The organism is Euzebyella saccharophila, assembly GCF_014855495.1.
In the GTDB taxonomy this organism is placed as follows: Bacteria; Bacteroidota; Bacteroidia; order Flavobacteriales; family Flavobacteriaceae; genus Euzebyella; species Euzebyella saccharophila.
In genome coordinates this window covers 160,046-183,034 of sequence record NZ_JACYFJ010000004.1, presented here as the reverse complement: position 1 = coordinate 183,034, position 22,989 = coordinate 160,046, and the positions used below count along the sequence as shown (strand labels likewise).

The window sequence follows — 22,989 nt, the reverse complement described above, 5'->3', positions numbered from 1 at the left end:
CTTAAAAGAATCTTGGGGTTATATCAATTTTTTCTGCTTTAATAAACTCATACCGTAAAAACACTTCAAAAGAGCCATCGTTAAATCTAGTTCCGCCCAAGGATGAAACCTCCCGGTCGTATGCGAGTCCCAACATGAAATTTTTTCCCATCTGAAAGCCGAACAATCCACTTACGGCAGCATCTAAACGATAGGCAGCCCCAAGGGTAAATTTCTCCTGAAGCCAAAAATTTGCTTTAACATCCACTTGTAAAGGTGATCCTGGTACTGCCTTTATCAGAGTGGCCGGTTTAAATTTTAAGGAGGGATTCAAATCAAATACATAGCCCGAAATGAGATGGAAGTTCATTTTTTCCTTTGTTATCGCTGTACCGGCATCTTCGGGATTTTGAAAGTGTTCTGTTTCCAACAAATCGGGGACTGAAAAGCCTATATAAAATTGGTTATTATGGTAATAGACACCTGCTCCGATATTTGGTGAAAAACGCTTGTAAAGTTCTTCTTCGATTGAAGGCGCCAAACTTGCACTGTAATTCCTTAGTTTGTTGAAATCTATATTTAGCATATGACCCCCTGCCATCAATCCAAATGAAAGAGTATTCTTTTCTGAAGTGGGCACACTATATGAAAAGGCAATGTCAAAATAGGTGTTTTGATTGGTGTTATTGCCAATTTCATCATGTACAATGGAAAATCCAAGCCCTACCCGTTCATTGTACGGACCTTGAATGTTAAAGGTCTGAGTACTCGGGGCTCCATCGAGACCAATCCATTGGGATCGGTGTAACAAGGAGACTCCTAAAACATCTCTAGAGCCAGCATACGCAGGGTTTACCGTCAACGTATTGTACATGTATTGTGTAAATTGCGCATCTTGTTGCCCAAACATAAAAGTTGGTGCCACAAGTAAAATAAATAAAGACCTAAGCGCTTTTTTCATCTCTACTATCTCATTAGATACAAATACCCATTTTTCATTTTGTCTTCTCCTTTATGAACGTATTTTATTTCATAGAAGTAGACTCCTGCCGGTAATTTCTGGTTTTCAATAATGGTAATTCTTCCCATAGATTTTCCATCAAAGGCATTATTTTCATTGTCATAGCCCGTGGTTTCCCAAACAAGGACTCCCCAACGGTTATAAATTTCCACTCTATTGTCAGGAAAACGGTCGATATTGATAATCCTGAATGACCCATTGAGAATATCCCCCGGTTTAACCAGGTCTAATTCAACGAAAAGTTCACAAGAAATATTGGATGGGGCCGTACCACCTTTTGAACTGCAGGCATCAAGAGGGTCGGTATAATCGTTTACTTCTTGACCGTCAAGTATCATATCTCCATCGGAATCAGGATTGGTAAGATTTGTACCTCTCTCCATTTCATCTTCGTTGTTTAGGCCGTCCATATCGCAATCCTGATTTTTCCATTCTGGTGAAGGTTCCACAGTTTGGCTTACTAATAGGAAATCACAAGGGTCAAGGGGATCCGTATTGTCGGTCACTTCCATGCCGTCAATAACACCATCTCCATCAGTGTCAGTGTTCGTAGGGTCGGTACCAAGCAAGGCTTCTTCCTCCTCCGTTAACTAGTCGTTATCACAATCACTTTGAGGTAATGGCATTCCATTTAGAGAATTGCAATCATCGGTTGGATCTGTACCATCTATATTTTCCTGACAATCCAATACGGTGTCACCGTCGCTATCAAGATTTGATTGAATAATTGTTATGGTCGCCGAAGAACTTGAACAAATAGTTCCGGGTATTGAATACGTGAAACTTCCCTCGGAGGCACCCTCGGGATTCGGATTCCAAGAACCGCGAGTGTCGGTCGTTTGCAATAGGTTGAACAATTGGTTTGTTGAAACCACTTCTCCCATACATAATTCCAAGGTAATACTAGTACCCGCGTCCGGACGTTTTTCTTCAAATACTTCCACTTGTGAGGTGCTATTGGTACAGGCATTACCGGCCACAGAATAGGTGTAGGTTCCGGTACCTGCGAGGGCGGGCGACCAAGTTCCCCCGGAATTGGGAGAGTTCCCCAACTGGGCAAAAAGTTGTGCTTCGGTAACGGTTTCTCCTTCACAAATGGTTAAGGTACCATCGGTTCCGGCGTTGGGATTAGCCTGTGCGGTGACCACCACTTCAGACGTGTCGTCAGTAGTACAAGGTGATGTCGCTGCCACCGTATAGGTGTAGGTTCCGGCACCGGCGAGCGCAGGCGACCAGGTCCCTCCGGAATCGGGAGAGTTCCCTAACTTGGCAAAAAGTTGTACTTCGGTGACGGTTTCGCCTTCACAGATGGTCAAAGTGCCATCCGTTCCCGCATTGGGAGCAGCTTGTGCGGTGACCACCACTTCGGAGGTATCATCGGTCGTGCAAGGTGATGTTGCCGTCACGGTATAGGTATAGGTTCCGGCACCAGCGAGCGCAGGTGACCATGCCCCTCCGGAATCGGGAGAGTTCCCCAACTGGGCAAAAAGTTGTGCTTCGGTAATGGTTTCGCCTTCACAAATGGTCAAAGTACCATCGGTTCCCGCATTGGGAGCGGCCTGTGCGGTGACCACCACTTCCGACGTGTCGTCAGTAGTGCAAGGTGATGTTGCCGTCACGGTATAGGTATAGGTGCCTGCACCAGAAAGGGCAGGGGACCAGGTTCCTCCGGAATCGGGAGAGTTCCCCAACTGGGCAAAAAGTTGTGCTTCCGTAACGGTTTCCCCATCACAAATGGTCAAATTGCCATCGGTTCCCGCATTGGGATTAGCCTGTGATGTTACGATTACCTCGGATATATCGTCAGTAGTGCAAGGCGAAGTTGCCGCTACGGTGTAGGTATAGGTTCCGGCGCCGGCAAGGGCAGGCGACCATGTCCCTCCGGAATCGGGAGAGTTCCCCAATTGGGCAAAAAGTTGTACTTCGGTGACGGTTTCGCCTTCACAGATGGTCAAAGTGCCATCCGTTCCCGCATTGGGAGCAGCTTGTGCGGTGACCACCACTTCGGAGGTATCATCGGTCGTGCAAGGTGATGTTGCCGTCACGGTATAGGTATAGGTTCCGGCGCCGGCAAGGGCAGGTGACCATGCCCCTCCGGAATCGGGAGAGTTCCCCAACTGGGCAAAAAGTTGTGCTTCCGTAACGGTTTCCCCATCACAAATGGTCAAAGTACCATCGGTTCCAGCATTGGGAGCGGCCTGTGCGATGACCACCACTTCGGAGGTATCGTCCACGGAACATGGTGATGTTGCCGTCACGGTATAGGTATAGGTTCCGGCACCAGCGAGCGCAGGTGACCATGCCCCTCCGGAATCGGGAGAGTTCCCCAACTGGGCAAAAAGTTGTGCTTCCGTAACGGTTTCCCCATCACAAATGGTCAAAGTACCATCGGTTCCAGCATTGGGAGCGGCCTGTGCGATGACCACCACTTCGGAGGTATCGTCCACGGAACATGGTGATGTTGCCGTCACGGTATAGGTATAGGTTCCGGCACCAGCGAGCGCAGGTGACCATGCCCCTCCGGAATCGGGAGAGTTCCCCAACTGGGCAAAAAGTTGTGCTTCCGTAACGGTTTCCCCATCACAAATGGTCAAAGTACCATCGGTTCCAGCATTGGGAGCGGCCTGTGCGATGACCACCACTTCGGAGGTATCATCCACGGAACATGGTGATGTTGCCGTCACGGTATAGGTATAGGTTCCGGCGCCGGCAAGGGCAGGCGACCAGGTCCCTCCGGAATCGGGAGAGTTCCCCAACTGGGCAAAAAGTTGTGCTTCGGTAATGGTCTCTCCTTCACAGATGGTCAAAGTGCCATCGGTCCCGGCGTTGGGTGCAGCCTGTGCAATGACCGCCACTTCGGAGGTTTCGTCCACGGTACAGGGTGATGTCGCTGGCACGGTATAGGTGTAGGTTCCGGCACCGGCGAGCGCAGGTGACCAGGTCCCTCCGGAATCGGGAGAGTTCCCCAACTGGACAAAAAGTTGTGCTTCGGTGACGGTTTCGCCTTCACATATGGTCAAAGTACCATCGGTTCCCGCATTGGGCGTAGCTTGTGCGGTGACCACCACTTCCGACGTATCGTCCACGGTACAGGGTGATGTCGCTGCCACGGTATAGGTGTAGGTTCCGGCACCGGCAAGGGCAGGCGACCAGGTGCCTCCGGAATCGGGAGAGTTCCCCAACTGTGCAAAAAGTTGTGCTTCGGTAACGGTTTCTCCTTCACAAATGGTCAAAGTTCCATCGGTTCCGGCGTTGGGAGCAGCCTGTGCAGTGACAACCACTTCCGACGTATCGTCCACGGTACAGGGCGAAATTGCCGCCACGGTATAGATGTAGGTTCCGGCACTGGCAAGGGCGGGCGACCAGGTTCCTCCGGAATCTGGAGAATTTCCCAATTGGGCAAAAAGTTGTGCTTCCGTAACGGTTTCTCCTTCACAAATGGTCAAAGTACCATCGGTTCCGGCGTTGGGATTAGCCTGTGCAGTGACCACCACTTCGGACGTATCATCGGTCGTGCAAGGTGATGTTGCCGCCACGGTATAGATGTAGGTCCCGGCACCGGCAAGGGCAGGGGACCATGTCCCTCCGGAATCGGGAGAATTTCCCAACCGGGCAAAAAGTTGTGCTTCGGTGACGGTTTCCCCATCACAGATGGTCAAAGTACCATCGGTTCCGGCATTGGGTACAGCTTGTGCGGTGACCACCACTTCGGAGGTCTCGTCCACGGTACAGGGTGATGTCGCTGCCACGGTATAGGTGTAGGTTCCGGCACCGGCGAGCGCAGGTGACCAGGTCCCCCCGGAATCTGGCGAATTTCCCAACTGCGCAAAAAGTTGTGCTTCGGTGACAATTTCTCCTTCGCATATGGTCAAAGTTCCATCGGTTCCGGCGTTGGGAGCAGCCTGTTCGGTGACCACCACTTCCGACGTATCGTCCACGGAACATGGCGATGTTGCCACCACGGTATAGGTATAGGTTCCAGCACCGGCAAGGGCAGGGGACCATGTCCCTCCGGTATCGGGAGAATTCCCCAACTGCGCAAAAAGTTGTGCCTCGGTAACGGTTTCTCCTTCACAAATGGTCAAGGTACCATCGGTTCCGGCGTTGGGAGAAGCCTGTTCGGTAATGAATACAGTCGCTTCGCTAGTTGACGAACAAGGGGCGGTCCCGGTGATAGAGTAGGTGTAGGAGCCACTAGGATTTTTGGTCCACGTACCGCCGGTATCAGGGGAACCTCCCAAGGCGTTGAACAAATCGGAATCACTAGGAGTGCTTCCTTCGCAAATTTGTAAGCTTGAATTTAATCCAGCTTCGGGACAAGAATTTATAGTCACGTTCACCGTAGCATGACCTATATATCCTTTCCCGTCCATAATACCGTAATTAAAAGTATCCGTTCCAGAAAAATCGGTCGCAGGGGTATACACAAAATAATCGTCAAGTGGATTGTTTGGTGTACCATTAATAAATAAGGCCACCGTTCCATTACTGGGAGTGCTTACCAAGAAGATGTCGTTAGTTGCAAGTCCGTTTCCACTAAAATCATCATTTACTACAACATCGATTTGTACCGGATTGTCTTCATCTGTGTTTGCTGTATCATCAATCGGAACTGGAAAGTAGCTTTCCGTAACATCATTTTCCGTATTGTCATCACTATCCAATCCATCATCGGAGATATCGGTAGTATCGGCCGGACCATATGGACTATCGGCAGTAACCGTTACCTGATTTAAAAATCCGCCATGAAGTAAGTCGTTCGTAACCATGGTATAACCGGCAATATAGGTCGCCACTTCATTTGGTTGGAGCGTGCCATCTGGTGACCCCATGGTAGAATTAGTGTGGCTTGGTGCACTAGTTAGGCTTAAAGTATTGCCATCCACATCAGTAAAAGTATCGTTTAGCGAAATGTTGTTTAGAGTGACATTTCCGGTGTTTGTTATTTCTATTTCATAGGAAATTTGGTCGCCTGCACTTACAGGTGCCGAGTAACTTTCGGTCACCGTTTTAGTGGCTTCAATGGAAGGTTCTGCAATAATTAGGTCGGAGAGCACAAATTCGACTTCGTCTTGTGCGTTTAATAAGGATAACAGTCCTCCAGACATATTAACATTCATTGCGATCGCATGTCTTGGATGATTCAGTCGCATACTTCCCCCTCCGGTTCCTTGGTCTACCCCATTATTGCATTCTCCCCCAGGGGTCAATAGCAATGCATTGTCATCTATATTAAATAGGGTTGGTGTTGAATTAAAAATCGGACCGTTGGAACTAATTTCTGTCCAAGTACCATTATTAAGGTTAAAATTTGCCGTAGCTGTGCCGGATAATAATGGAACAACGGAAATAGTTCCGACTTTATCTACATGTAGAATAGGTTGTACAATAAAAACAGGATCGCCGGTAGTGGCATCGAAAAAGTTAAATGTAAGCGTGCCAGCATTAAAACTATTGACTTCAATTTCAAGCGAATTGCTTCCAAAAATGGAAGGGTCGCTGTAGGTAGATGCATCTACACAGCCCATGGTTTCATTTCCTAGAATGGATACACCGCCCGTGACCCTACATTCTACCCGAACCAACCCGTCAGACGAAAAGGATTCCCATACGGTTGATGAAACCGATGTCCAATTTGTGGTTTGCTGGGCGTTTCCAAAAATGTTAATTAGAAATAAGAAAAGGAGCCCCAGAAATTTTTTAAGATTATTCACCAATAGGGAATATTTAAATGGACTCCCGCTTCAATTGAAAGTCTACAACATTGAAAACGATAAAATTAAAGGCAATAATGGGGTTGAGGAATTATATGTTGTATACTCCTGTGGAATAGATGTATAACCTTTTTATTTTGTTGAAACCACCTATTGATGTACCGGTTTATCATGAATTTTATCTCACTTGAGGTACAAAAAAACCCTTCAGAAGAAGGGTTTGGAAAAATTTACGCGAAAATTTATTTAATTACGATAAACTCGGATCGTCTGTTTTCTTCATGCCTTTTATCTGTGCAGGATGAACTGGTTTCACAGTTGTTTACCAATTGAGATTCACCATATCCTTTACTTTCTAATCTATTCTCCTCAACTCCATTGGCAATAAGGTAAGCAACCGTATTTTTTGCCCTTCTCGCACTTAAATTGAGATTATAGCTTTCGCTGGCTCTAACATCTGTATGCGATTGTACTTCTATTCTTGTATTTGGAAATGTATTTAAATAGGCAATTACCTTTTCCAAAGTTTGCATGGCATCCGTTCTAATGACATCCTTATCCAAATCAAAATAGATAGGTTGCAAATTGAGATACGTAATGAGATTTGTACCAACCGGAGCTGCCTTAAGGGATTTAGTAAGTTTTAGGTTTACTATTTCATCTGAATTTTGGGTGGCCACCCAGGATTTTTCACTAGAATCATAGTCTTCTTTAGAGGCTACTACTTTTAATTGTTTAGCGTTACAATCCACATTGGCTGAAAATCTACCATCCCTATCAGTTATGCTTTCAGTCACAATTTTTTCAGTCTTGTCCACTATTAGGACCTTTGCATTAGCTAGAGGCAAGTTTTTTTCTTTATCCAAAACTATTCCGTTGATTAACGAAGTGCACTCGAATGTTATGGGTTCGTGTTCTTGGAAGGAGTAAATATCATCACTACCTACGCCTCCATCTCTATTGGAAGCGAAAAAGCCACTTCCGGATTCTTCGCTATAATAGAAAGAAAAATCATCTTGCTCACCATTTAGGGGTTTGCCCAAGTTGATGATTTCCGAGATTTCATCTCCCCTTATTTGTACGGCGAATATATCCAGTCCCCCAAGTCCTGGGTGACCATCTGAAGCAAAATAGAGAATATCATTTTTTGCTGCAAATGGAAAAGTTTCACGAGATTCCGTATTGATGGAGTTTCCGAGATTTTTTGGCGTTCCAAAACTTCCGTCTTCGTTTACATCAACCACATATATGTCCGAAGCGCCGTAGGTACCCTCTCTATCTGATGCAAAGTACAACTTGGTTTCATCTGGATTAAGGGTAGGGTGGGCCGTAGAAAATTCATCGCCATTAAATGGTAATTCTGTGATGTCTTTCCACTCATCTCCCTCTATGGTGGCCCTATAAATTTTAAGTCGACTTACCCCTTCATTATCTCGTGCGAATTTACCTTTCTCGGAATTATTTCTTGTAAAGTAAACGGTTTTCCCATCCTTGGTAAAAGCTGTGGTAGATTCATGCGTTTTCTTGTTCATACTTTTAGGCAATCTTTCTGCATTTGAGAAAGTTCCATTGTTGAAAGTTGCCTTGTACAAGTTTAGAAAGGAACGGTTTGTCCACTCATGAATGTTTCTAAATGTTTTGCCGGTGTCCCTAGCGGTTGAAAAAATAAGTTCTTGATCTTTAAGTGAGGGCGCAAAATCAGATTCTGGTGAATTAATAGGAATATTTTCTATGGTATACCGACCGGACATACGCTCAATTTTTTCTAAATAATCCTGATTTTCATTGTAGTTTTTTGCCCGTAAATCAGTATCAATAGCGTCTTCAAATCTTTCCATCCAAATATTGGATGCTTCGTATTCTCCGCTGGATTTTAAAGATTGTGCATAGCGGTACATATGGTCTGCACTTGCTGGTTCGTTATCTTTTATGAACAATTTTCCGTACCAATTGGCAGCCTCCGCATAATTAGCATTTAAATAATTGGCATCACCTAGATTCTTGTAGATTTCTTCATCTGAATACCCTTTTTTAACTAGGGTCTCATAACTTTCAATGGCATTTTGGTAGGCTAATTGATCGTAAGCCTTATCTGCTTTACGTGCTTTTTGAGACTGGCCATATCCTACGCTTCCTATTAGCAAGGAGAATGCAAAAATTGTTACATATTTCTTTTTCATCATTGCTGGTTTAGAAGAATCTTGGGGTAATGACACGCTTATACCTTGTAAGGAATTCATATCTAAGCATGATTTCAAAGGAACCATCATTAAATCTTGTTCCGCCTAGTTCCGTTACTTCCCTATCATAGGCTAGACCTACTAGAAATTGGTCGGTCAATTGAAAACCGAACATAGCACTTACAGCTGCATCCCACCTATAGGCTGCTCCCAGAGTAAACTTTTCATTATATAAAAAGTTAGCGGATAGATCTACTTGCAACGGAGCACCGCTAACAGCCTTAACGAGTGCGGCAGGTTTAAATTTCCAGATAGGGTGGATGTCAAAGATATATCCCGCAATCATATAGATATTCATACGCTCTTCCGCCAAAAAGGAAGTGCTGGAAGAAGAATCATCAAAATGCTTTGTCTTTAGGAAATTAGGTACGGACAATCCAATATAGGCATTGTCTGTATGATAATAAACTCCGGCTCCAAAATTGGGTGAAAATTTACGGTCAATATTGCTTAAACCCAATGAGCTAGCTTCATTGTTATAATTTGCCAATTTGTTGAAATCTACATTTAAGAGATGGGCAGAGGCCTTGACCCCAAAAGAGAGTTTTGCTTCCCTGGCTAAAGGAATGGTATAGGAAAACACGCCATCAAAATAGGTTTCTTGATTGGTTCCGTTTCCAATTTCATCATTGACAATGGAAAGGCCTATACCCACCCGTTCAGAAACCGGACTATGAAAATTAAGGGTCTGGGTTTTGGGGGCACCGTCTAGGCCAATCCATTGGGACCTATGGAGCCCTGCAATACTTAATACCCCTCTAGAGCCAGCATATGCTGGATTTACTGCCATAGTATTGTACATGTACTGCGTATATTGGGCATCTTGTTGGGCCCATCCAGTAAAGCAGGTGATACCAATTAGGGTAATGGTTAGCATTAGTTTCTTCATGATTCTTTATTTACGCGATGATTGACCTACATTAATTTTTAGATTAAAGTTATCCAATTAAACTTCTAACCTTAATAATATTCCTTTAAAAGACATAGGAATGTGTGATATTATTATTTATAACCCCTATTAAATTGTAAGAATAATATTATAAAATTCGTAGGTTAATCAAATTTATACTAAAGTCTACCTTTCTCCATAATATTGTTGAGTGATGTTAGTATAATGATGTAAACCCTAATTTTTTTGATGTTTATCAATAATTATATCAGACAGTAGTATGGTTAGACTTTTTAGTTTTACTCATTGTAATTATCTACTACACTTAAAAGTGTTAGGGTTATTGATGGTAGTTTAAAAGGAGTTCTGTCATCATACTATTTACCACTGACTTACCAAACAAAAATTGGGGGATTTCTTTCGTAAAACTAATTTTTGGTCGTTAGACCGAGTGCCTTTCCTTTTTGAAGCATAAAATTCTTAGCAGCTTCATATTCATTTGGGATTTCACCTTCTAGTATGGCTTCCTTGATAGCATCTTTGATTAAGCCAATTTCCCGAGAGGGTTTAAGATTAAAGGTGTCCATAATTTCTTCGCCGCTTACTGGTGGCTGAAAATTTCTAATATGATCACGTTCTTCAACTTCTTTGATCTTTTGGCGTACAAGCTTAAAGTTGTTCTTATATTTCTTTTGTTTCTTGGAGTTCTTGGTAGTAATGTCTGCCTCGCATAGCGTCATCAAGTCGTCTACATGGTCCCCTGCTTCAAATACCAAGCGCCTTACGGCAGAATCCGTTACAAAATCTTCAGAAAGTATCTGTGGCCTCGAACTCATCAAAACCATTTTTTGAACGTACTTCATTTTGTCATTGAGGGGCATTCTCAAGCGTTTGAAGAGCTTGTACACCATTTTACTTCCCACAAATTCATGACCGTGAAAAGTCCACCCTATTTTCTTATGGAACTTTTTAGTAGGTGCTTTGCCTATATCATGCAATAAAGCCGCCCAGCGTAACCAAAGATTATCAGTTTCTTTCGAAATATTATCAACGACTTCCAAGGTATGCCAAAAATTGTCCTTATGGCGCTGACCTTCCTTTTCCTCAATACCTTGTAGAGCGGTCAATTCCGGTAAAATGTATGATAAAAGCTCTGTTTTATTTAAAAGGGCAAAGCCTTTGGAGGGCTTTGGACTGGCCATAATTTTATTCAGTTCATCTACAATTCGCTCTTTGGATATAATTTTGATTCTCTCCTTATGAGAAGTGATGGCTTGTAACGACTTTAATTCTATAGTAAAGTTCAATTGTGTGGCAAACCTAATGGCGCGCATCATTCGCAAGGGGTCATCACTATAAGTAATGCCCGGTTCTAAAGGGGTTCTAATAATCTGCTCCTGTAAATCTGCAACTCCATTGAATGGATCTAATAATTTCCCAAAGTCTGAAGCGTTCAATGATAGGGCCAAGGCATTGATGGTAAAATCACGTCTGTCTTGATCGTCCTGTAAAGTGCCGTTTTCTACAATAGGTTTTCGGCTATTTCTTTGGTAGCTTTCCTTTCTAGCTCCCACAAACTCCAATTCAATACCTTCATGTTTGAGCATGGCCGTACCAAAATTCTTGAAAATGGAAACTTGGGGCTTTCCCTTTAATTTGTCAGCTACGGCTTTTGCTAGCTCAATACCGCTGCCAATGGCAACAATATCAATGTCCTTTGGTATTCCTCTTTGTAGCAAATAGTCCCTTACGTAGCCACCAATAACATAAGCGGTTACCCCTAATTCATCCGCGGCAGCGGAAACAATTTTAAATATTGGATTTTCTAAAGCCTCTTGATGGTTCAATTGATAGCATTTAACGGAATCCTCCTGGATTAAGGGATCCTACTTTCTTTACATTACTCCCTAATGACCTTTACCGTACCATCATTGCTCAATTTTATAATGGACGATGGTACCGAATTTTGATGTTCGGGCTGCAAATTTACCACATAGTCTACACCTTTTAAAATTGCGCTGCTAATTTCATCGAAAGACTTAGGTGTAGGTTGCCCGGAGATGTTTGCCGAGGTAGAAACAATGGGCTTTCTAAATTTATTGATTAGGTACTGACAAAATTTATCCGACGCAACCCTGATAGCTAATGTATTGTCACTTGCTACCAAGTTCTTGGCAATACCCTTGGGATGGTCGTAAATAATGGTAGTAGGCTTTGTAGATAGGTCAATAAGATCATAAGCTAGGTCCGGTACATTTTCCACGTGTTTCTCCAGCATGCCGTCATTTCCTACCAAGCAGATCAAAGCCTTGCTATCCTCCCGGTTTTTTAAGTCATAAACCTTCTTAACCGCTTCTTTATTGGTTGCGTCACAGCCAATTCCCCAGACCGTATCCGTAGGGTAGAGTATGAGCCCACCATTTTTTAGGACCTCTACGCAGTTGTTTATTTCTTGGGAAAAGGCGGTAGGCATTACTTCTGATATTTTAATTTTTTTCGTTGAACATCCTCAATATCGAGAATATCCTGTTGTTTAAAGGTTAAGGCTTCATAAGTAGCTTTTAAATCCCTGCAAAGTTTTCTTAGGCCCATGGGTTCAAGAGAAGCTGCATGGTCCGTACCTTTCCACGTTCTGTCTAAGGTATAATGTCTTTCGATAATATGTGCCCCCAATGTATATGCAGCAACATCTATGGCAATACCAAGATGATGCCCAGAGAAACCAATGCTTTTAACCCTATGTTCATATTTTTCCTTTAACTTCAAAATATCCAAAAGACAAACATCTTTGAACGGCACCGGGTAGCCAGAAGTACAATTATATACCGCTAAATCTTTGTTTCGTTTTCTTTCCTCGAAGAAATTTATAATGGATTCAATTTCATCTTTGGTGGTCATGCCTGTTGAAATATGAATTTCCCCCTTATAATTGTCACATAACCAACCTAACATCTCGTAGTTATTGTTGCAGGCTGATGGAATTTTAATGAACTCAGGATTTAAACTAGCAATTTCTTTTGCTGAAGTTGTTTCCCATACAGAAGTGGAATACGTGATTCCTAATTCTTCACAATATTCCTTTAACTCTTTATGCTGCTCAACCGTAAATTCCAAAAACTCCCTGTGTTCGCCGTACGTATCACCATAGGAATTGGAAGGATTCGGGTGCGGAGCGGCATACTGTACCTCTGTCAATAACTCCTTGTTGTTTCTTTTTTGAAATTTTACAGCGTCTGCATTGCCAAAAATTTTTGCCATATTAATGAGCTCTTTGGCAATTTTAATATCCCCTTTATGGTTACAACCAATTTCTGCAATTACGTAGGGTTTTTTATAAGTCATTAAATCTTAAATTGTAGTTGATAATAAATTCCGAGGTTTCTCTAATAGCTCCAGAAGCGGAATTATTGTTAAGAACCATATCTGCGTGATATTTGATTGTTTTGGTGGCATTGGCCGGACAAAAAGACCACCCAACCCGCAACATGTTGCTCCAGTCATTAATATCGTCCCCCACATAGGCTATTTCTTGAGGAACTATTTTTCGTTGAGAGCAGAGGTGACTTAATAGGGAGTACTTGTCTTTAACACCTAAAAAAACATCTTCGATTTGAAGTTTTGCCATTCTCTTGGCAACCACCTCAGATTGCTCCGAAGTCATTACAATGACTTGAACACCGTGCTGTCTTAGAATTTCAAGACCCATACCGTCTCGCATGTCAAAAACTTTTGAGAGTTCTCCTTCTGAAGAAAAATGAACCCTACCATCTGTAAAAACCCCATCAACATCTAAAATAAGATAGTTGATACGCCGTGAAGATTTATCAGTCTTAAATTTGTTGACCAATAGCTGTTCAATTAACAACCAATCTGTTTCAGAATCAATTTCGGTCAATGTATCCTCATCCATTTCAATGAGTCCAATTTGGCCACTTAGTCTGTTTTTAGACTTTAAAAGTGCATTTTTTGAGGTGCAGTAAATAGCTCCGTTCTCTATAAGAAGTCCTTTGAAATCTTGTCTACGAGGTCTCTTCTTATAATCATAATTGAGCGCTCTACCCTCATTGGACCAGATAAATCTATGCGTTTTGACTACACTGAGTACTGCATCTAATTTGTCCAGTTTTTGCTTATCCAATGCTTCATTGATGTCCTTCCTAGTTGTTAGGGGAGAAGTAGCTTGTAACAAGCAGAAAACGTCAAAATCAATATTATGATCATTACTAAACTCCATCATCGCCGCTTCGGTAGATGCCGTATCAGATGCATTCTCCTCAGAGCGTTTTAAGGCTTTAACTTTATTGGTCCAACGAAAATTCGCGTTTATGTATTCAATAATATATTCGTCATCTGTAAAAACATAGATTTCGTCTAGTTTTGAGAATATAGCTTCTGTTAAGACCCAAGTAAATAAAGGTCTTCCTAAAAGCTTTTTTTTGTTTTTGCCGGGAATACCTTTTGAGTTTTTTCTTAAAGGAATAAATCCAATTGTTTTGTAGGCCATATATGGAATTCTATGGGTTTACAACCATATTTTTTATAAGGTTGCGAGTTGATTTGGAGGTAAATTTATCCAAATATTCTTTACCTAAAAAAAACCGCTCTTCAACCATATCCAAATTATTGAGAGCTGTAGAAAATAGAGTATATCCTTTTTTAAAGTAGAAACCGTCTTTTAAGGTTAGTATTTCAATAGGAAAAAGTCCAGGCAAAACAGTGATACCCTTCAAATGTTTTTCATATTGGGTACGTTCTCTTGGATGGGTTTTTAAAACTATATGCATCCCCTCAGGAATTTTTGAAATAATATTCCTGTAAATGGATATCTTTTCTTGCTCATTTGCTATAACCTTATCTTCCGAAATAGGTTGCGTAAGAATCAAGGCGCTGTTTGGGTTGTTAATGGTAAGTGAACTGTTGGGTAAGAATAAATCAAAAATTTCATCTTTGGTTTGCTGAGTTAACTTCGAGCATATCTTACTTATATTAAGTTCAACTGCTTTTTCCTTTATACCTGCAGGAAGCCTTTCTGGAAATTGAGCATAAATGGTGTCAATTTCTTCATCAAATCCGCCACCAATGGGTGTACCGGTAATAAATTCCCTATAAAATTGTTCAAATTTGGAGTGCCGCTGGCAATAGGTCCTAGCCCCATCTTCAATCATGTTTATCTTCTTGTGTCCATAAGTGTACAAGAAATAGCTTTTTGAAGAATCTGTGTCACATAAAAATAGGTCTGAGTTCTCTATAAAAGAATGCTCTTTAACCAAAACCGGATGCTTCTCTCTTAAATAGGGTAGTAGTCTACCCTTTCGTCTAAACGCATAATTGAAAGGTCCTACATCATTCTTGTGGATTTTACGCTTGGAAATAATGTGAACATCCCTAAAAAAGTTCTTTTTTAGACTGGGGATAAGTGTTTCTATTAAAGGAGTGCTTTCCACCAAGAAGAGAAGGTTATCTCCTCTTTCAACAGAATCAAAATTGCTGTCTTTTACTATATGAAGAAGCGAAAGATAGATGTGGTAAATTGTGGAGCCAACGTAGGTTCGCTTCATATAATTTAAAAAATTGTTATTGGGAATGGACCTCAAAAAACTACATTTGCAAAAGTAGCTAAAATTAAATTGTTCTTCATGAGTACGGTAAGTGTTATCGTTAGTACCTATAACCATCCGGAGTGGTTGGAAAAAGTTCTTTGGGGTTTCCATTGCCAAACATATAAGGATTTTGAAGTGGTTATTGCCGATGACGGTAGTGGAGAAGAAACAAAGCAACTCATTGAGAAAATTGAAAAAAAGGTCAAGTTTCCAATAAAACACGTTTGGCAGGAAGATGATGGCTTCCAAAAGTGTAGGATTCTCAACAAAGCGGTAAAATCTTGTAGTGCAGAATATGTGATTATGACCGATGGGGATTGCATTCCAAGGGAAGATTTTGTCCAGGTACATTACATTAATAAAGAACCTGGCTATTTTATTTCTGGTGGATATTACATGCTGCCAATGAATATTTCCAAAGCCATAACATTAAAGGATATTGAGGAACAAAACTGTTTCAATATACAATGGTTAAAGGAAATGGGTATACCAAAAACCTTTAAAAACAATAAACTTACGGCAAGGGGCTTTATTTCAACCTTGTTCAACACTTTCACGCCAACAAACGCCAGTTGGAACGGCCATAATTCCTCAGGTTGGAAAAAGGATATCTACAATGTGAACGGCTTTGATGAACGTATGCAATATGGTGGGGAAGACCGTGAATTTGGTGAGCGACTATTTAATTTTGGGGTAAAATCCAAGCAATTGAGATATAGTGCTGTCTGTGTACATTTAGATCATGCTCGAGGTTATAAAACCCCTGAAGCAATTGCCAAAAATCAAGTAATTAGAAGAGAGGTAAGACAAAACAAAAGTGTTTGGACCTATCACGGCATTACCAAATAATAGGCAAGCTCATTTTTCTTTTCCAGCTTTTTCAATTCTCTATATCTTTCCAAATCACCCAAGGCGTTTAGATAACAAATGGTGATACCTTTTCGCCCATCTAAAATCCCCAAACGTATAATGTAGTGATTAAAAAACTTCCAAGCAGGTTTAAATATTAAAGATAGTACATTGTACCTGTTCTCCCTATAAAAGTCTTCTTTCGCTTTTAATCTGCCATATTTTAGCATCTTGGATTTATAATCCTCAAAGCTCTTGTAGCAGTAATGGGTAAGCTTATTTTTTAAGATTCCCGAAGTGCCTTGAACAACCAAGGTTTCATGCACTATTTTTTTATCGGAAAATCGAGCCTTACTTTTTCTAAAAAGCCTATAGTTTTTATCTGTTTGCCAACCACTGAAATGTAGCGGACTGTTCTCGAACATAAATTTTCTATAGAACCAAAAGGCAACGTCCTCCGGATTACTTTCAATGGTTTCAACAATCTCGTATTGTAGTTTTTGGGAAACTACTTCATCTGCATCCAAAAACAAAACCCAGTCATTGGAGGCCTGATCCAATGCAAATGATTTTTGTTGGGTAAAGTTGGAAAAAGGATGTTGTATGACCCTAACCTTGGGATGTGCCTTTAAATACTCATAAGTACCGTCCGTACTATAGGAATCAACAACAATAATCTCGTCTGCAAATTCAACAGATTCTACACACTTTTCAATATAGCCTATTTCGTTATAGGTAATGATTAGGGCCGATACTTTTTTGTTGTCCTTTGGCATTTGCGATTATTTGGGTTTGGTTAAGCATACTACTCTGTAGATTAAAAAGAACTGAAAAGGTTGCGTTTTCAGGCTCAATAAAAATCCTACCCTTTAATAACAAAGAAAAAACAAAAAAATTATGTTTAATCAAAAAAATCCTACAATTTATACAGCAACATCATACTCACGTAGGGCATCATTCAAGGATGTCTTCTTATTGGTGCTTTCTTTTCGCGTTCCAATAATCAAAGCACATGGCACCTGAAATTCGCCTGCGGCAAATTTCTTGGTGTAACTCCCCGGTATAACAACTGACCTTGCCGGAACCCTACCTTTTAGTTCAACAGGGCTATCTCCAGTTACATCTATTATTTTGGTAGAAGCGGTCAATACTACATTGGCACCTAGTACGGCCTCCTTTTCCACACGTACCCCCTCTACAACAATACACCTAGATCCTATAAAACAATTATCTTCAATAATGACGGGTGCTGCCTGTAAAGGCTCTAAAACACCTCCAATGCCAACACCTCCACTTAAGTGGACATTTTTACCGATTTGGGCACAGCTTCCAACGGTGGCCCAAGTATCAACCATGGTTCCTTCATCTACATAAGCACCAATATTCACATAAGACGGCATTAAAATGGTACCCGAGGAAATATAGGCACCGTGTCTAGCAACAGCGTGAGGTACAACCCTAATCCCTTTTTCTTGATAACCCTTTTTCAAGGGAATTTTATCATGATACTCAAAAATTCCGGCTTCCAGGGTTTCCATTTTTTGAATGGGAAAATAGAGCACTACACCTTTTTTAACCCATTCATTAATTTGCCAACCATTCTCAGTAGGTTCTGCACAACGTAATTCACCGGAATCCAAAAGATTGATAACTTCTCTAATGGCATCTTGGGTAGATGCTTCCTTTAAAAGTTCCCTGTTTTCCCAAGCATTCTCTATGGTTTTCCTTAATTCCGTCATGGTGTTATATTCTTTTGATTTTGTTGTCTAAAAATTCAAACTTCTTTGTGAAGTGGCTGTTAAAGCGATGCAAATATAAGCTAGCATACTCATTTAGACGCCCAATTTTACGCTTATAACAATTTATGAGTTATTTTTGGCAAAAAATTAGGCTTGGGAAGACTATTGGCTTTGGATTTTGGACAGAAAAGAACGGGAATAGCCGTAACGGATGAACTTCAAATCATTGCCTCAGGCCTAACTACAGAACCCACGGAGAAGGTAGTTGATTTTCTTAAGGACTATTTGGCACAAGAAAATGTTGAACGGTTCATTATAGGGGAGCCTAAACAAATGGATAATTCCCCTTCGCAATCCGAGGTTTATATTCAGGAGTTCATATTGAGCCTGAAGTCCGTTTTTCCCAATATCCCCATAGAACGCCAAGATGAGCGGTTCACCTCTAAATTGGCAGTAAAGAGCATGGTTGCAGGAGGACTCAAAAAAAAGCAGCGTAAGAACAAAGCTTTGGTAGACCAGATCAGCGCGACCATAATTTTGCAAGATTATTTAAATAAAATCAAATGATATTACCCATTGTTGCCTATGGCGACCCGGTTTTAAGAAAAGTAGGAGAGGATATTTCGGAAGATTATCCTAAGTTGGACGAATTGTTGGAAAACATGTGGGAGACCATGTACAACGCGAGTGGAGTGGGATTGGCCGCTCCTCAAATTGGACTTCCTATAAGAATATTTTTGGTAGATACGACTCCCTTTGCCAATGATGAAGACCTTTCTAAAAAAGAGCAAAAACAACTTAATGGGTTCAAGAAGGTTTTTATCAATGCCTACATAGAAGAGGAAACCGGAACTGAATGGGCCTTTAATGAAGGTTGCTTAAGTATACCGGATGTTCGTGAAGATGTGAAGCGAAAGGATACCTTGACCATCAATTATTTAGATGAGAACTTTAAAGAACACACAGAAACCTATGATGGCCTATTGGCACGTGTCATACAGCATGAATATGACCATATAGAAGGTGTGTTGTTCACAGATAAACTTAGCCCCCTAAAAAAGAGAATGCTAAAGAGTAAGCTTAGCAATATTTCAAAAGGAAAAATTAACGTAGAATATCGCATGCGTTTTCCTAATATGAAAAAAGGACGTTAAATTTTACCCTAATCCAGCTAAAAGTATAATTTTGCGCTCCTAAAACGTAAATTTCTATATGAGTTTAGACAAAGTTTTATCTATTGGAGGCAAACCAGGCCTTTATAAATTAGTAACGCAGACGCGTACCGGTTTTGTTGCGGAATCCTTATTGGACAAGAAACGTATTAGCGTGAGTATGCGAAACAACGTAAGCGTACTTTCTGAAATAGCTATATACACTTTAGAAGAGGAAGTTCCCTTAAGACAGGTTTTCCTAAATATTCAAGTAAAGGAAAAGGGAGGTAAAACTTCTGTTGGTCACAAGGAAGAAAAGATAAAATTAGAGGAGTATTTCTTTGAGATACTACCCAATTATGATGAAGATAGGGTGTATGCCAGTGATATTAAAAAAGTAATACAGTGGTATAATATTCTTCACGATAATGGGATTACAGAATTTAACGATCCCGAAGAAAAATCTTCATCTGAAGAAGAATAAGTAAAACCCTCGCATTGCGAGGGTTTTTTGTTCAAGGTTCTTTTTTCATTTCAGGCTGATGTTTTACAGTTAGCTTAAAAATATCTTCCCTGGCATAATGCCCAATTACGTCAAAATCCAATTTACTCCTAATAACTTGATTTAAGTCTAGTTCTGCAGAAACGATACCTGCCTGATCTAAAAGTGGACCGGCCATAATCTCTCCCATAGGCGATATAATTACGCTTCCTCCCTTGGAAATGGATGATTCTTCTTCGTCAGGAAAATCCTGATATTCTTTTGGATACATTTCCTTTGTGAAATATTGATTGCAACCCAGAACAAAACATCTGCCTTCTAGCGCAATGTGTTTTAAGGTAGCTATCCAGTTATCGCGGGAGTCGGCCGTAGGAGCTATATATACCTCTACTCCTTTTTGAAACATTGCCATTCTTGCCAAAGGCATATAGTTTTCCCAACAGATGAGTCCACCAAGCTTCCCTATTTTAGTATCATACGTTACCAAAGATGTACCATCGGCTTCTGCCCATATAACACGCTCTGCAGCCGTAGGTTTAATTTTTCTGTGAACACCTAAATATCCATTGGTAGGCGATATATAAACCATGGAACAAAATAAACTTCCGTTAGTATTCTGCTTTTCCGTTATGCCAATGATCAAATAGACATTGTTCTCTTTTGAAATGGTTTCCAGTCTATGTAAGTCCGGCCCTCCTAAATCCACACTATTTTCATAGTATTTAGCATATTGGGTCCTACCTTCTTCACTGCGGCTACCTACTTTGGTGCCAAATGTAAAGCCTCTTGGGTAGCCGGGAATGAAGGATTCCGGGAATACCAAAAGTTCGTGACCTTGGTTGGCGTAAGAAATGACAAGAGTCTGTAATTTGTCCAACGTTTTCTCCTTATCAAAGAAAACTGGATTATCCTGTATTACGCCAACCTTAATCTTCATTTTTCGGGAATCGTACCTTAATCTTTCTTAATTTCCTCGTAGGTGTATTTGCTCTTTTTCCAATCAATAAGTGGAGAGGGGTAATACTTTACGTTCATTCGGTCTAAAAAGGGTGCTTGATTGCCCAATCGTATTTTATAATTTTCCCAATTACGATTTTCGGGGGTAGACCAACTTAACTCTGCATAACCAATAGCTCTTGGAAAGGCAAGATATTCAGCTTCGCCAATATCGCTCACCGTTTCAGACCAGAGGGGTGCTTCAATTCCCAAAATGTTTTCTACAGGAATTCCCTCATATTTTTCTGGGGTCCAGATATAGGCCGTGTCCGTGGGAATAAAAGCTGCCCAGTGAAGACCATGCTTGGAAAGCGAATCATACTGCATATCTAAGTAGGCCTTTTTTGCTGGGGACATAATTATTTTCATTCCTTTTTTAACTGCCAAATCTGCATTTTTCTTGCTGGACCAAAATTGAGCTATGGATTTGGAATCAATATCCGCTGTTACTACTTCATCCCATCCTATCATGGTCTTGCCATACTTGTGGACTATTTTTTCTACTTTTTCTACGAAATAGATATAATCTTTTTTCTTGGTCACATGGCTTTCGTCACCGCCAATATGAAAGTAAGGTCCAGGGGTCATCTCAGAAATCTCTCTTACCACATCATCAATAAAAGCATATACGGTATCTTTTCTAGTATCAAAAGTGCTAAAACCAACATGGGTACCTTCATAGAGTTCTACTTTTTTTCCGTTTCCGTTTAAAAAAGGATAGGAAACAGAAGCGGCATTGGTGTGGCCCGGCATATCAACTTCGGGAACTATGGTAATATATCTTTCAGCGGCATAGGCAACAATATCCTTGTATTGTTCTTGGGTGAAAAAGCCGCCTTTTTCGCCGCCTACCTCTGTGCTACCGCCAATTTCGGTTAGTTTGGGCCATGACTTAATTTCTATCCGCCATCCTTGGTCGTCCGTCAAATGAAGGTGAAGAACATTGTACTTGTAATAGGCTAATAAGTCAATATATTTCTTAACCTCGTCTACACTAAAAACGTGACGAGCAACATCTAACATGCTACCTCTATACGCAAAAACGGGACTGTCCGTAATTTTTCCAGTAGGTATGGGCCAAACCTTATAATCTGCAATGGTATCCAAACTTACCTCGGGTATAATTTGCCTTAGGGTTTGTATACCCCTAAAGGCCCCTTGAGCCGTATTGGAATTTAGGATTACCGAGTCCGGTGTAATGTATAATTGATAAGCCTCAGGAATATCCAGTTCCAAGCTGTCCGATTGATTGATGTAAATAATTCCTTCCCTACTGGGAACTTCTTCCACATTTACAGGGATATCAAGGTCTGTCTTTGCTTTTATAGATTTGGCTAGGAATTTTCCTGCCTCAGGAAAACCAACAGCGTTTTCAGAAGTATAAATGGCCGTAAATTGGTCTAAGGCAAAAGCTTTTTCAGTAGCCAATATTTTTTGCGGCATCGGTATTAAATCTCCCTTGGCCAAATCTGTTTTTGGCAGATTTAGGACTCTCTTTTTCTTTTCCGGTTCACAGGAAAAAGTTGCCGTAATCGCAATGCCTAGAACAAAGCATTGCACTAAAAGTTTCTTCATGGTACGTTATTTTTGGTTGTTTAGTTTGTGATGTAATCTTTCATTACCCCAAACCAAATTTCGTATCCTTTTGGGTTCATGTGGAGACCATCTTCAATGAATAAGTCTTCTTGAAGTTTTCTTCCGTCTAACATGGGTTTCCAAACATCGGCAAAATCCAATAGGGGGTCCTTTTGGGCCATTCTTTTGAATTTGCGGTTCAATCTTTTGTATTTACCTCTTAATTTCCATCTTGAAATACTGGGTTTGGCGGAAATGAGTACGATATTGGTAGCGGGGTATCTTTCCCTTACCAAATTGATGATTTGTTTGGTATCCGCTATAACATCGTTTGGTTTTTTCTTGGCTTGAATATCATTGTCCCCTTCGTAAATAAAAACTTGTTTAGGTTTGTATCTCAGAATCAGATTATCGGCAAAGTATAGTAAATCTGAAGCCTGGGAGCCTCCAAATCCTGTATTGATGACCTGTTGACCTGGAAATCGCTCCTGTACATCCTTCCACATGCGTATACTGGAACTTCCTGTAAATACAATTGTTTCCTTGGTTGGGTCCCAAATGCTATCATATTTGGTATCAAGCTCAGAAACTTGTTTTTTATAACGGTTGGGATCTTGGGCAAAAGTTTGAAAGGTAATTAAAACGGTAAGTAAGGTAAGGATGTTTTTCATGCTTAATATTTAAGAGACACAAGTTAGTTCATATTTACCGGTGTACAAAAGTAATATTAGGGT

19 protein-coding genes are annotated in these 22,989 nt (G+C 41.0%); 4 read left to right on the top strand and 15 right to left on the bottom strand.

Annotation, left to right across the window (positions count from 1 at the left end; all coding sequences use genetic code 11):
* Position 1: 1 nt before the first annotated feature.
* The 10 genes from IL355_RS13375 to IL355_RS13330 form a co-directional block, all read right to left on the bottom strand.
* Positions 2 to 940, bottom strand: coding sequence for a PorP/SprF family type IX secretion system membrane protein (locus IL355_RS13375; protein ID WP_192462619.1), 939 nt, complete (start codon positions 938 to 940; stop codon positions 2 to 4).
* A gap of 5 nt (positions 941 to 945) precedes the next feature.
* Positions 946 to 1,569: a gliding motility-associated C-terminal domain-containing protein gene (locus tag IL355_RS13370; RefSeq protein ID WP_192462618.1), complete on the bottom strand. Its 624-nt coding sequence runs from the start codon at positions 1,567 to 1,569 to the stop codon at positions 946 to 948.
* Between the two features lie 21 nt (positions 1,570 to 1,590).
* On the bottom strand, positions 1,591 to 6,714 hold the full coding sequence (locus IL355_RS13365) for a beta strand repeat-containing protein (protein WP_192462617.1): 5,124 nt from the start codon (positions 6,712 to 6,714) through the stop codon (positions 1,591 to 1,593).
* A 242-nt stretch (positions 6,715 to 6,956) separates the two neighbouring features.
* Positions 6,957 to 8,954: an OmpA family protein gene (locus IL355_RS13360; protein WP_225621242.1), complete on the bottom strand. Its 1,998-nt coding sequence runs from the start codon at positions 8,952 to 8,954 to the stop codon at positions 6,957 to 6,959.
* Positions 8,905 to 9,843, bottom strand: coding sequence for a PorP/SprF family type IX secretion system membrane protein (locus IL355_RS13355; protein WP_192462616.1), 939 nt, complete (start codon positions 9,841 to 9,843; stop codon positions 8,905 to 8,907). Before IL355_RS13355 ends, IL355_RS13360 begins: the two co-directional genes overlap by 50 nt.
* Positions 9,844 to 10,271: 428 nt before the next feature.
* The gene (locus IL355_RS13350; protein WP_192462615.1) at positions 10,272 to 11,690 is read right to left on the bottom strand and encodes a CCA tRNA nucleotidyltransferase; all 1,419 of its coding nucleotides are present in this window, start codon (positions 11,688 to 11,690) and stop codon (positions 10,272 to 10,274) included.
* Between the two features lie 53 nt (positions 11,691 to 11,743).
* Positions 11,744 to 12,316 (bottom strand): L-threonylcarbamoyladenylate synthase, encoded by a 573-nt coding sequence (locus IL355_RS13345; RefSeq protein WP_192462614.1) that lies wholly within the window; start codon positions 12,314 to 12,316, stop codon positions 11,744 to 11,746.
* Positions 12,316 to 13,185, bottom strand: coding sequence for an N-acetylneuraminate synthase family protein (locus tag IL355_RS13340; RefSeq protein ID WP_192462613.1), 870 nt, complete (start codon positions 13,183 to 13,185; stop codon positions 12,316 to 12,318). Before IL355_RS13340 ends, IL355_RS13345 begins: the two co-directional genes overlap by 1 nt.
* Positions 13,175 to 14,347, bottom strand: coding sequence for an acylneuraminate cytidylyltransferase (locus IL355_RS13335; RefSeq protein WP_192462612.1), 1,173 nt, complete (start codon positions 14,345 to 14,347; stop codon positions 13,175 to 13,177). Before IL355_RS13335 ends, IL355_RS13340 begins: the two co-directional genes overlap by 11 nt.
* Positions 14,348 to 14,357: 10 nt before the next feature.
* Positions 14,358 to 15,401 carry a glycosyltransferase family 52 gene (locus IL355_RS13330; protein ID WP_192462611.1) on the bottom strand — a complete coding sequence of 348 codons (1,044 nt, stop codon included), beginning with the start codon at positions 15,399 to 15,401 and terminating at the stop codon, positions 14,358 to 14,360.
* Positions 15,402 to 15,479: 78 nt separating this feature from the next.
* On the opposite strand from IL355_RS13330, the gene IL355_RS13325 reads away from it, so the two are divergent.
* The gene (locus IL355_RS13325; protein ID WP_187457750.1) at positions 15,480 to 16,292 is read left to right on the top strand and encodes a glycosyltransferase family 2 protein; all 813 of its coding nucleotides are present in this window, start codon (positions 15,480 to 15,482) and stop codon (positions 16,290 to 16,292) included.
* Here the strand turns inward: IL355_RS13325 and IL355_RS13320 are convergent.
* Positions 16,274 to 17,068 (bottom strand): glycosyltransferase family 2 protein, encoded by a 795-nt coding sequence (locus IL355_RS13320; RefSeq protein ID WP_192462610.1) that lies wholly within the window; start codon positions 17,066 to 17,068, stop codon positions 16,274 to 16,276. The two genes, IL355_RS13325 and IL355_RS13320, sit on opposite strands and share 19 nt — an antisense overlap.
* A gap of 147 nt (positions 17,069 to 17,215) precedes the next feature.
* Positions 17,216 to 18,031, bottom strand: coding sequence for a 2,3,4,5-tetrahydropyridine-2,6-dicarboxylate N-succinyltransferase (locus IL355_RS13315; RefSeq protein WP_187457752.1), 816 nt, complete (start codon positions 18,029 to 18,031; stop codon positions 17,216 to 17,218).
* Between the two features lie 153 nt (positions 18,032 to 18,184).
* Here IL355_RS13315 and ruvX point away from each other — a divergent pair, with 153 nt between their 5' ends.
* From ruvX to IL355_RS13300, 3 genes are read left to right on the top strand one after another with little or no spacing between them, the layout of a single operon-like run.
* Complete coding sequence (gene ruvX, locus IL355_RS13310) at positions 18,185 to 18,598, top strand: Holliday junction resolvase RuvX (protein WP_192462609.1); 414 nt, start codon at positions 18,185 to 18,187, stop codon at positions 18,596 to 18,598.
* A complete protein-coding gene (gene def / locus IL355_RS13305) occupies positions 18,595 to 19,185 on the top strand; it encodes a peptide deformylase (protein WP_187457754.1) in 591 nt (196 codons plus the stop codon). The genes ruvX and def overlap by 4 nt, the downstream gene beginning before the upstream one ends.
* Positions 19,186 to 19,243: 58 nt before the next feature.
* Complete coding sequence (locus tag IL355_RS13300; RefSeq protein ID WP_187457755.1) at positions 19,244 to 19,666, top strand: DUF5606 family protein; 423 nt, start codon at positions 19,244 to 19,246, stop codon at positions 19,664 to 19,666.
* A 31-nt stretch (positions 19,667 to 19,697) separates the two neighbouring features.
* Here IL355_RS13300 and IL355_RS13295 read toward each other — a convergent pair whose 3' ends face one another.
* The 3 genes from IL355_RS13295 to IL355_RS13285 are packed head-to-tail and all read right to left on the bottom strand — an operon-like array spanning position 19,698 to position 22,926.
* Positions 19,698 to 20,621: a carbon-nitrogen hydrolase family protein gene (locus IL355_RS13295; RefSeq protein WP_192462608.1), complete on the bottom strand. Its 924-nt coding sequence runs from the start codon at positions 20,619 to 20,621 to the stop codon at positions 19,698 to 19,700.
* A 17-nt stretch (positions 20,622 to 20,638) separates the two neighbouring features.
* Positions 20,639 to 22,255: a family 20 glycosylhydrolase gene (locus IL355_RS13290; protein ID WP_192462607.1), complete on the bottom strand. Its 1,617-nt coding sequence runs from the start codon at positions 22,253 to 22,255 to the stop codon at positions 20,639 to 20,641.
* A 20-nt stretch (positions 22,256 to 22,275) separates the two neighbouring features.
* Positions 22,276 to 22,926, bottom strand: a complete 651-nt coding sequence (locus tag IL355_RS13285; RefSeq protein ID WP_192462606.1) for an SGNH/GDSL hydrolase family protein — start codon at positions 22,924 to 22,926, stop codon at positions 22,276 to 22,278.
* Between the last annotated feature and the right edge of the window lie 63 nt (positions 22,927 to 22,989).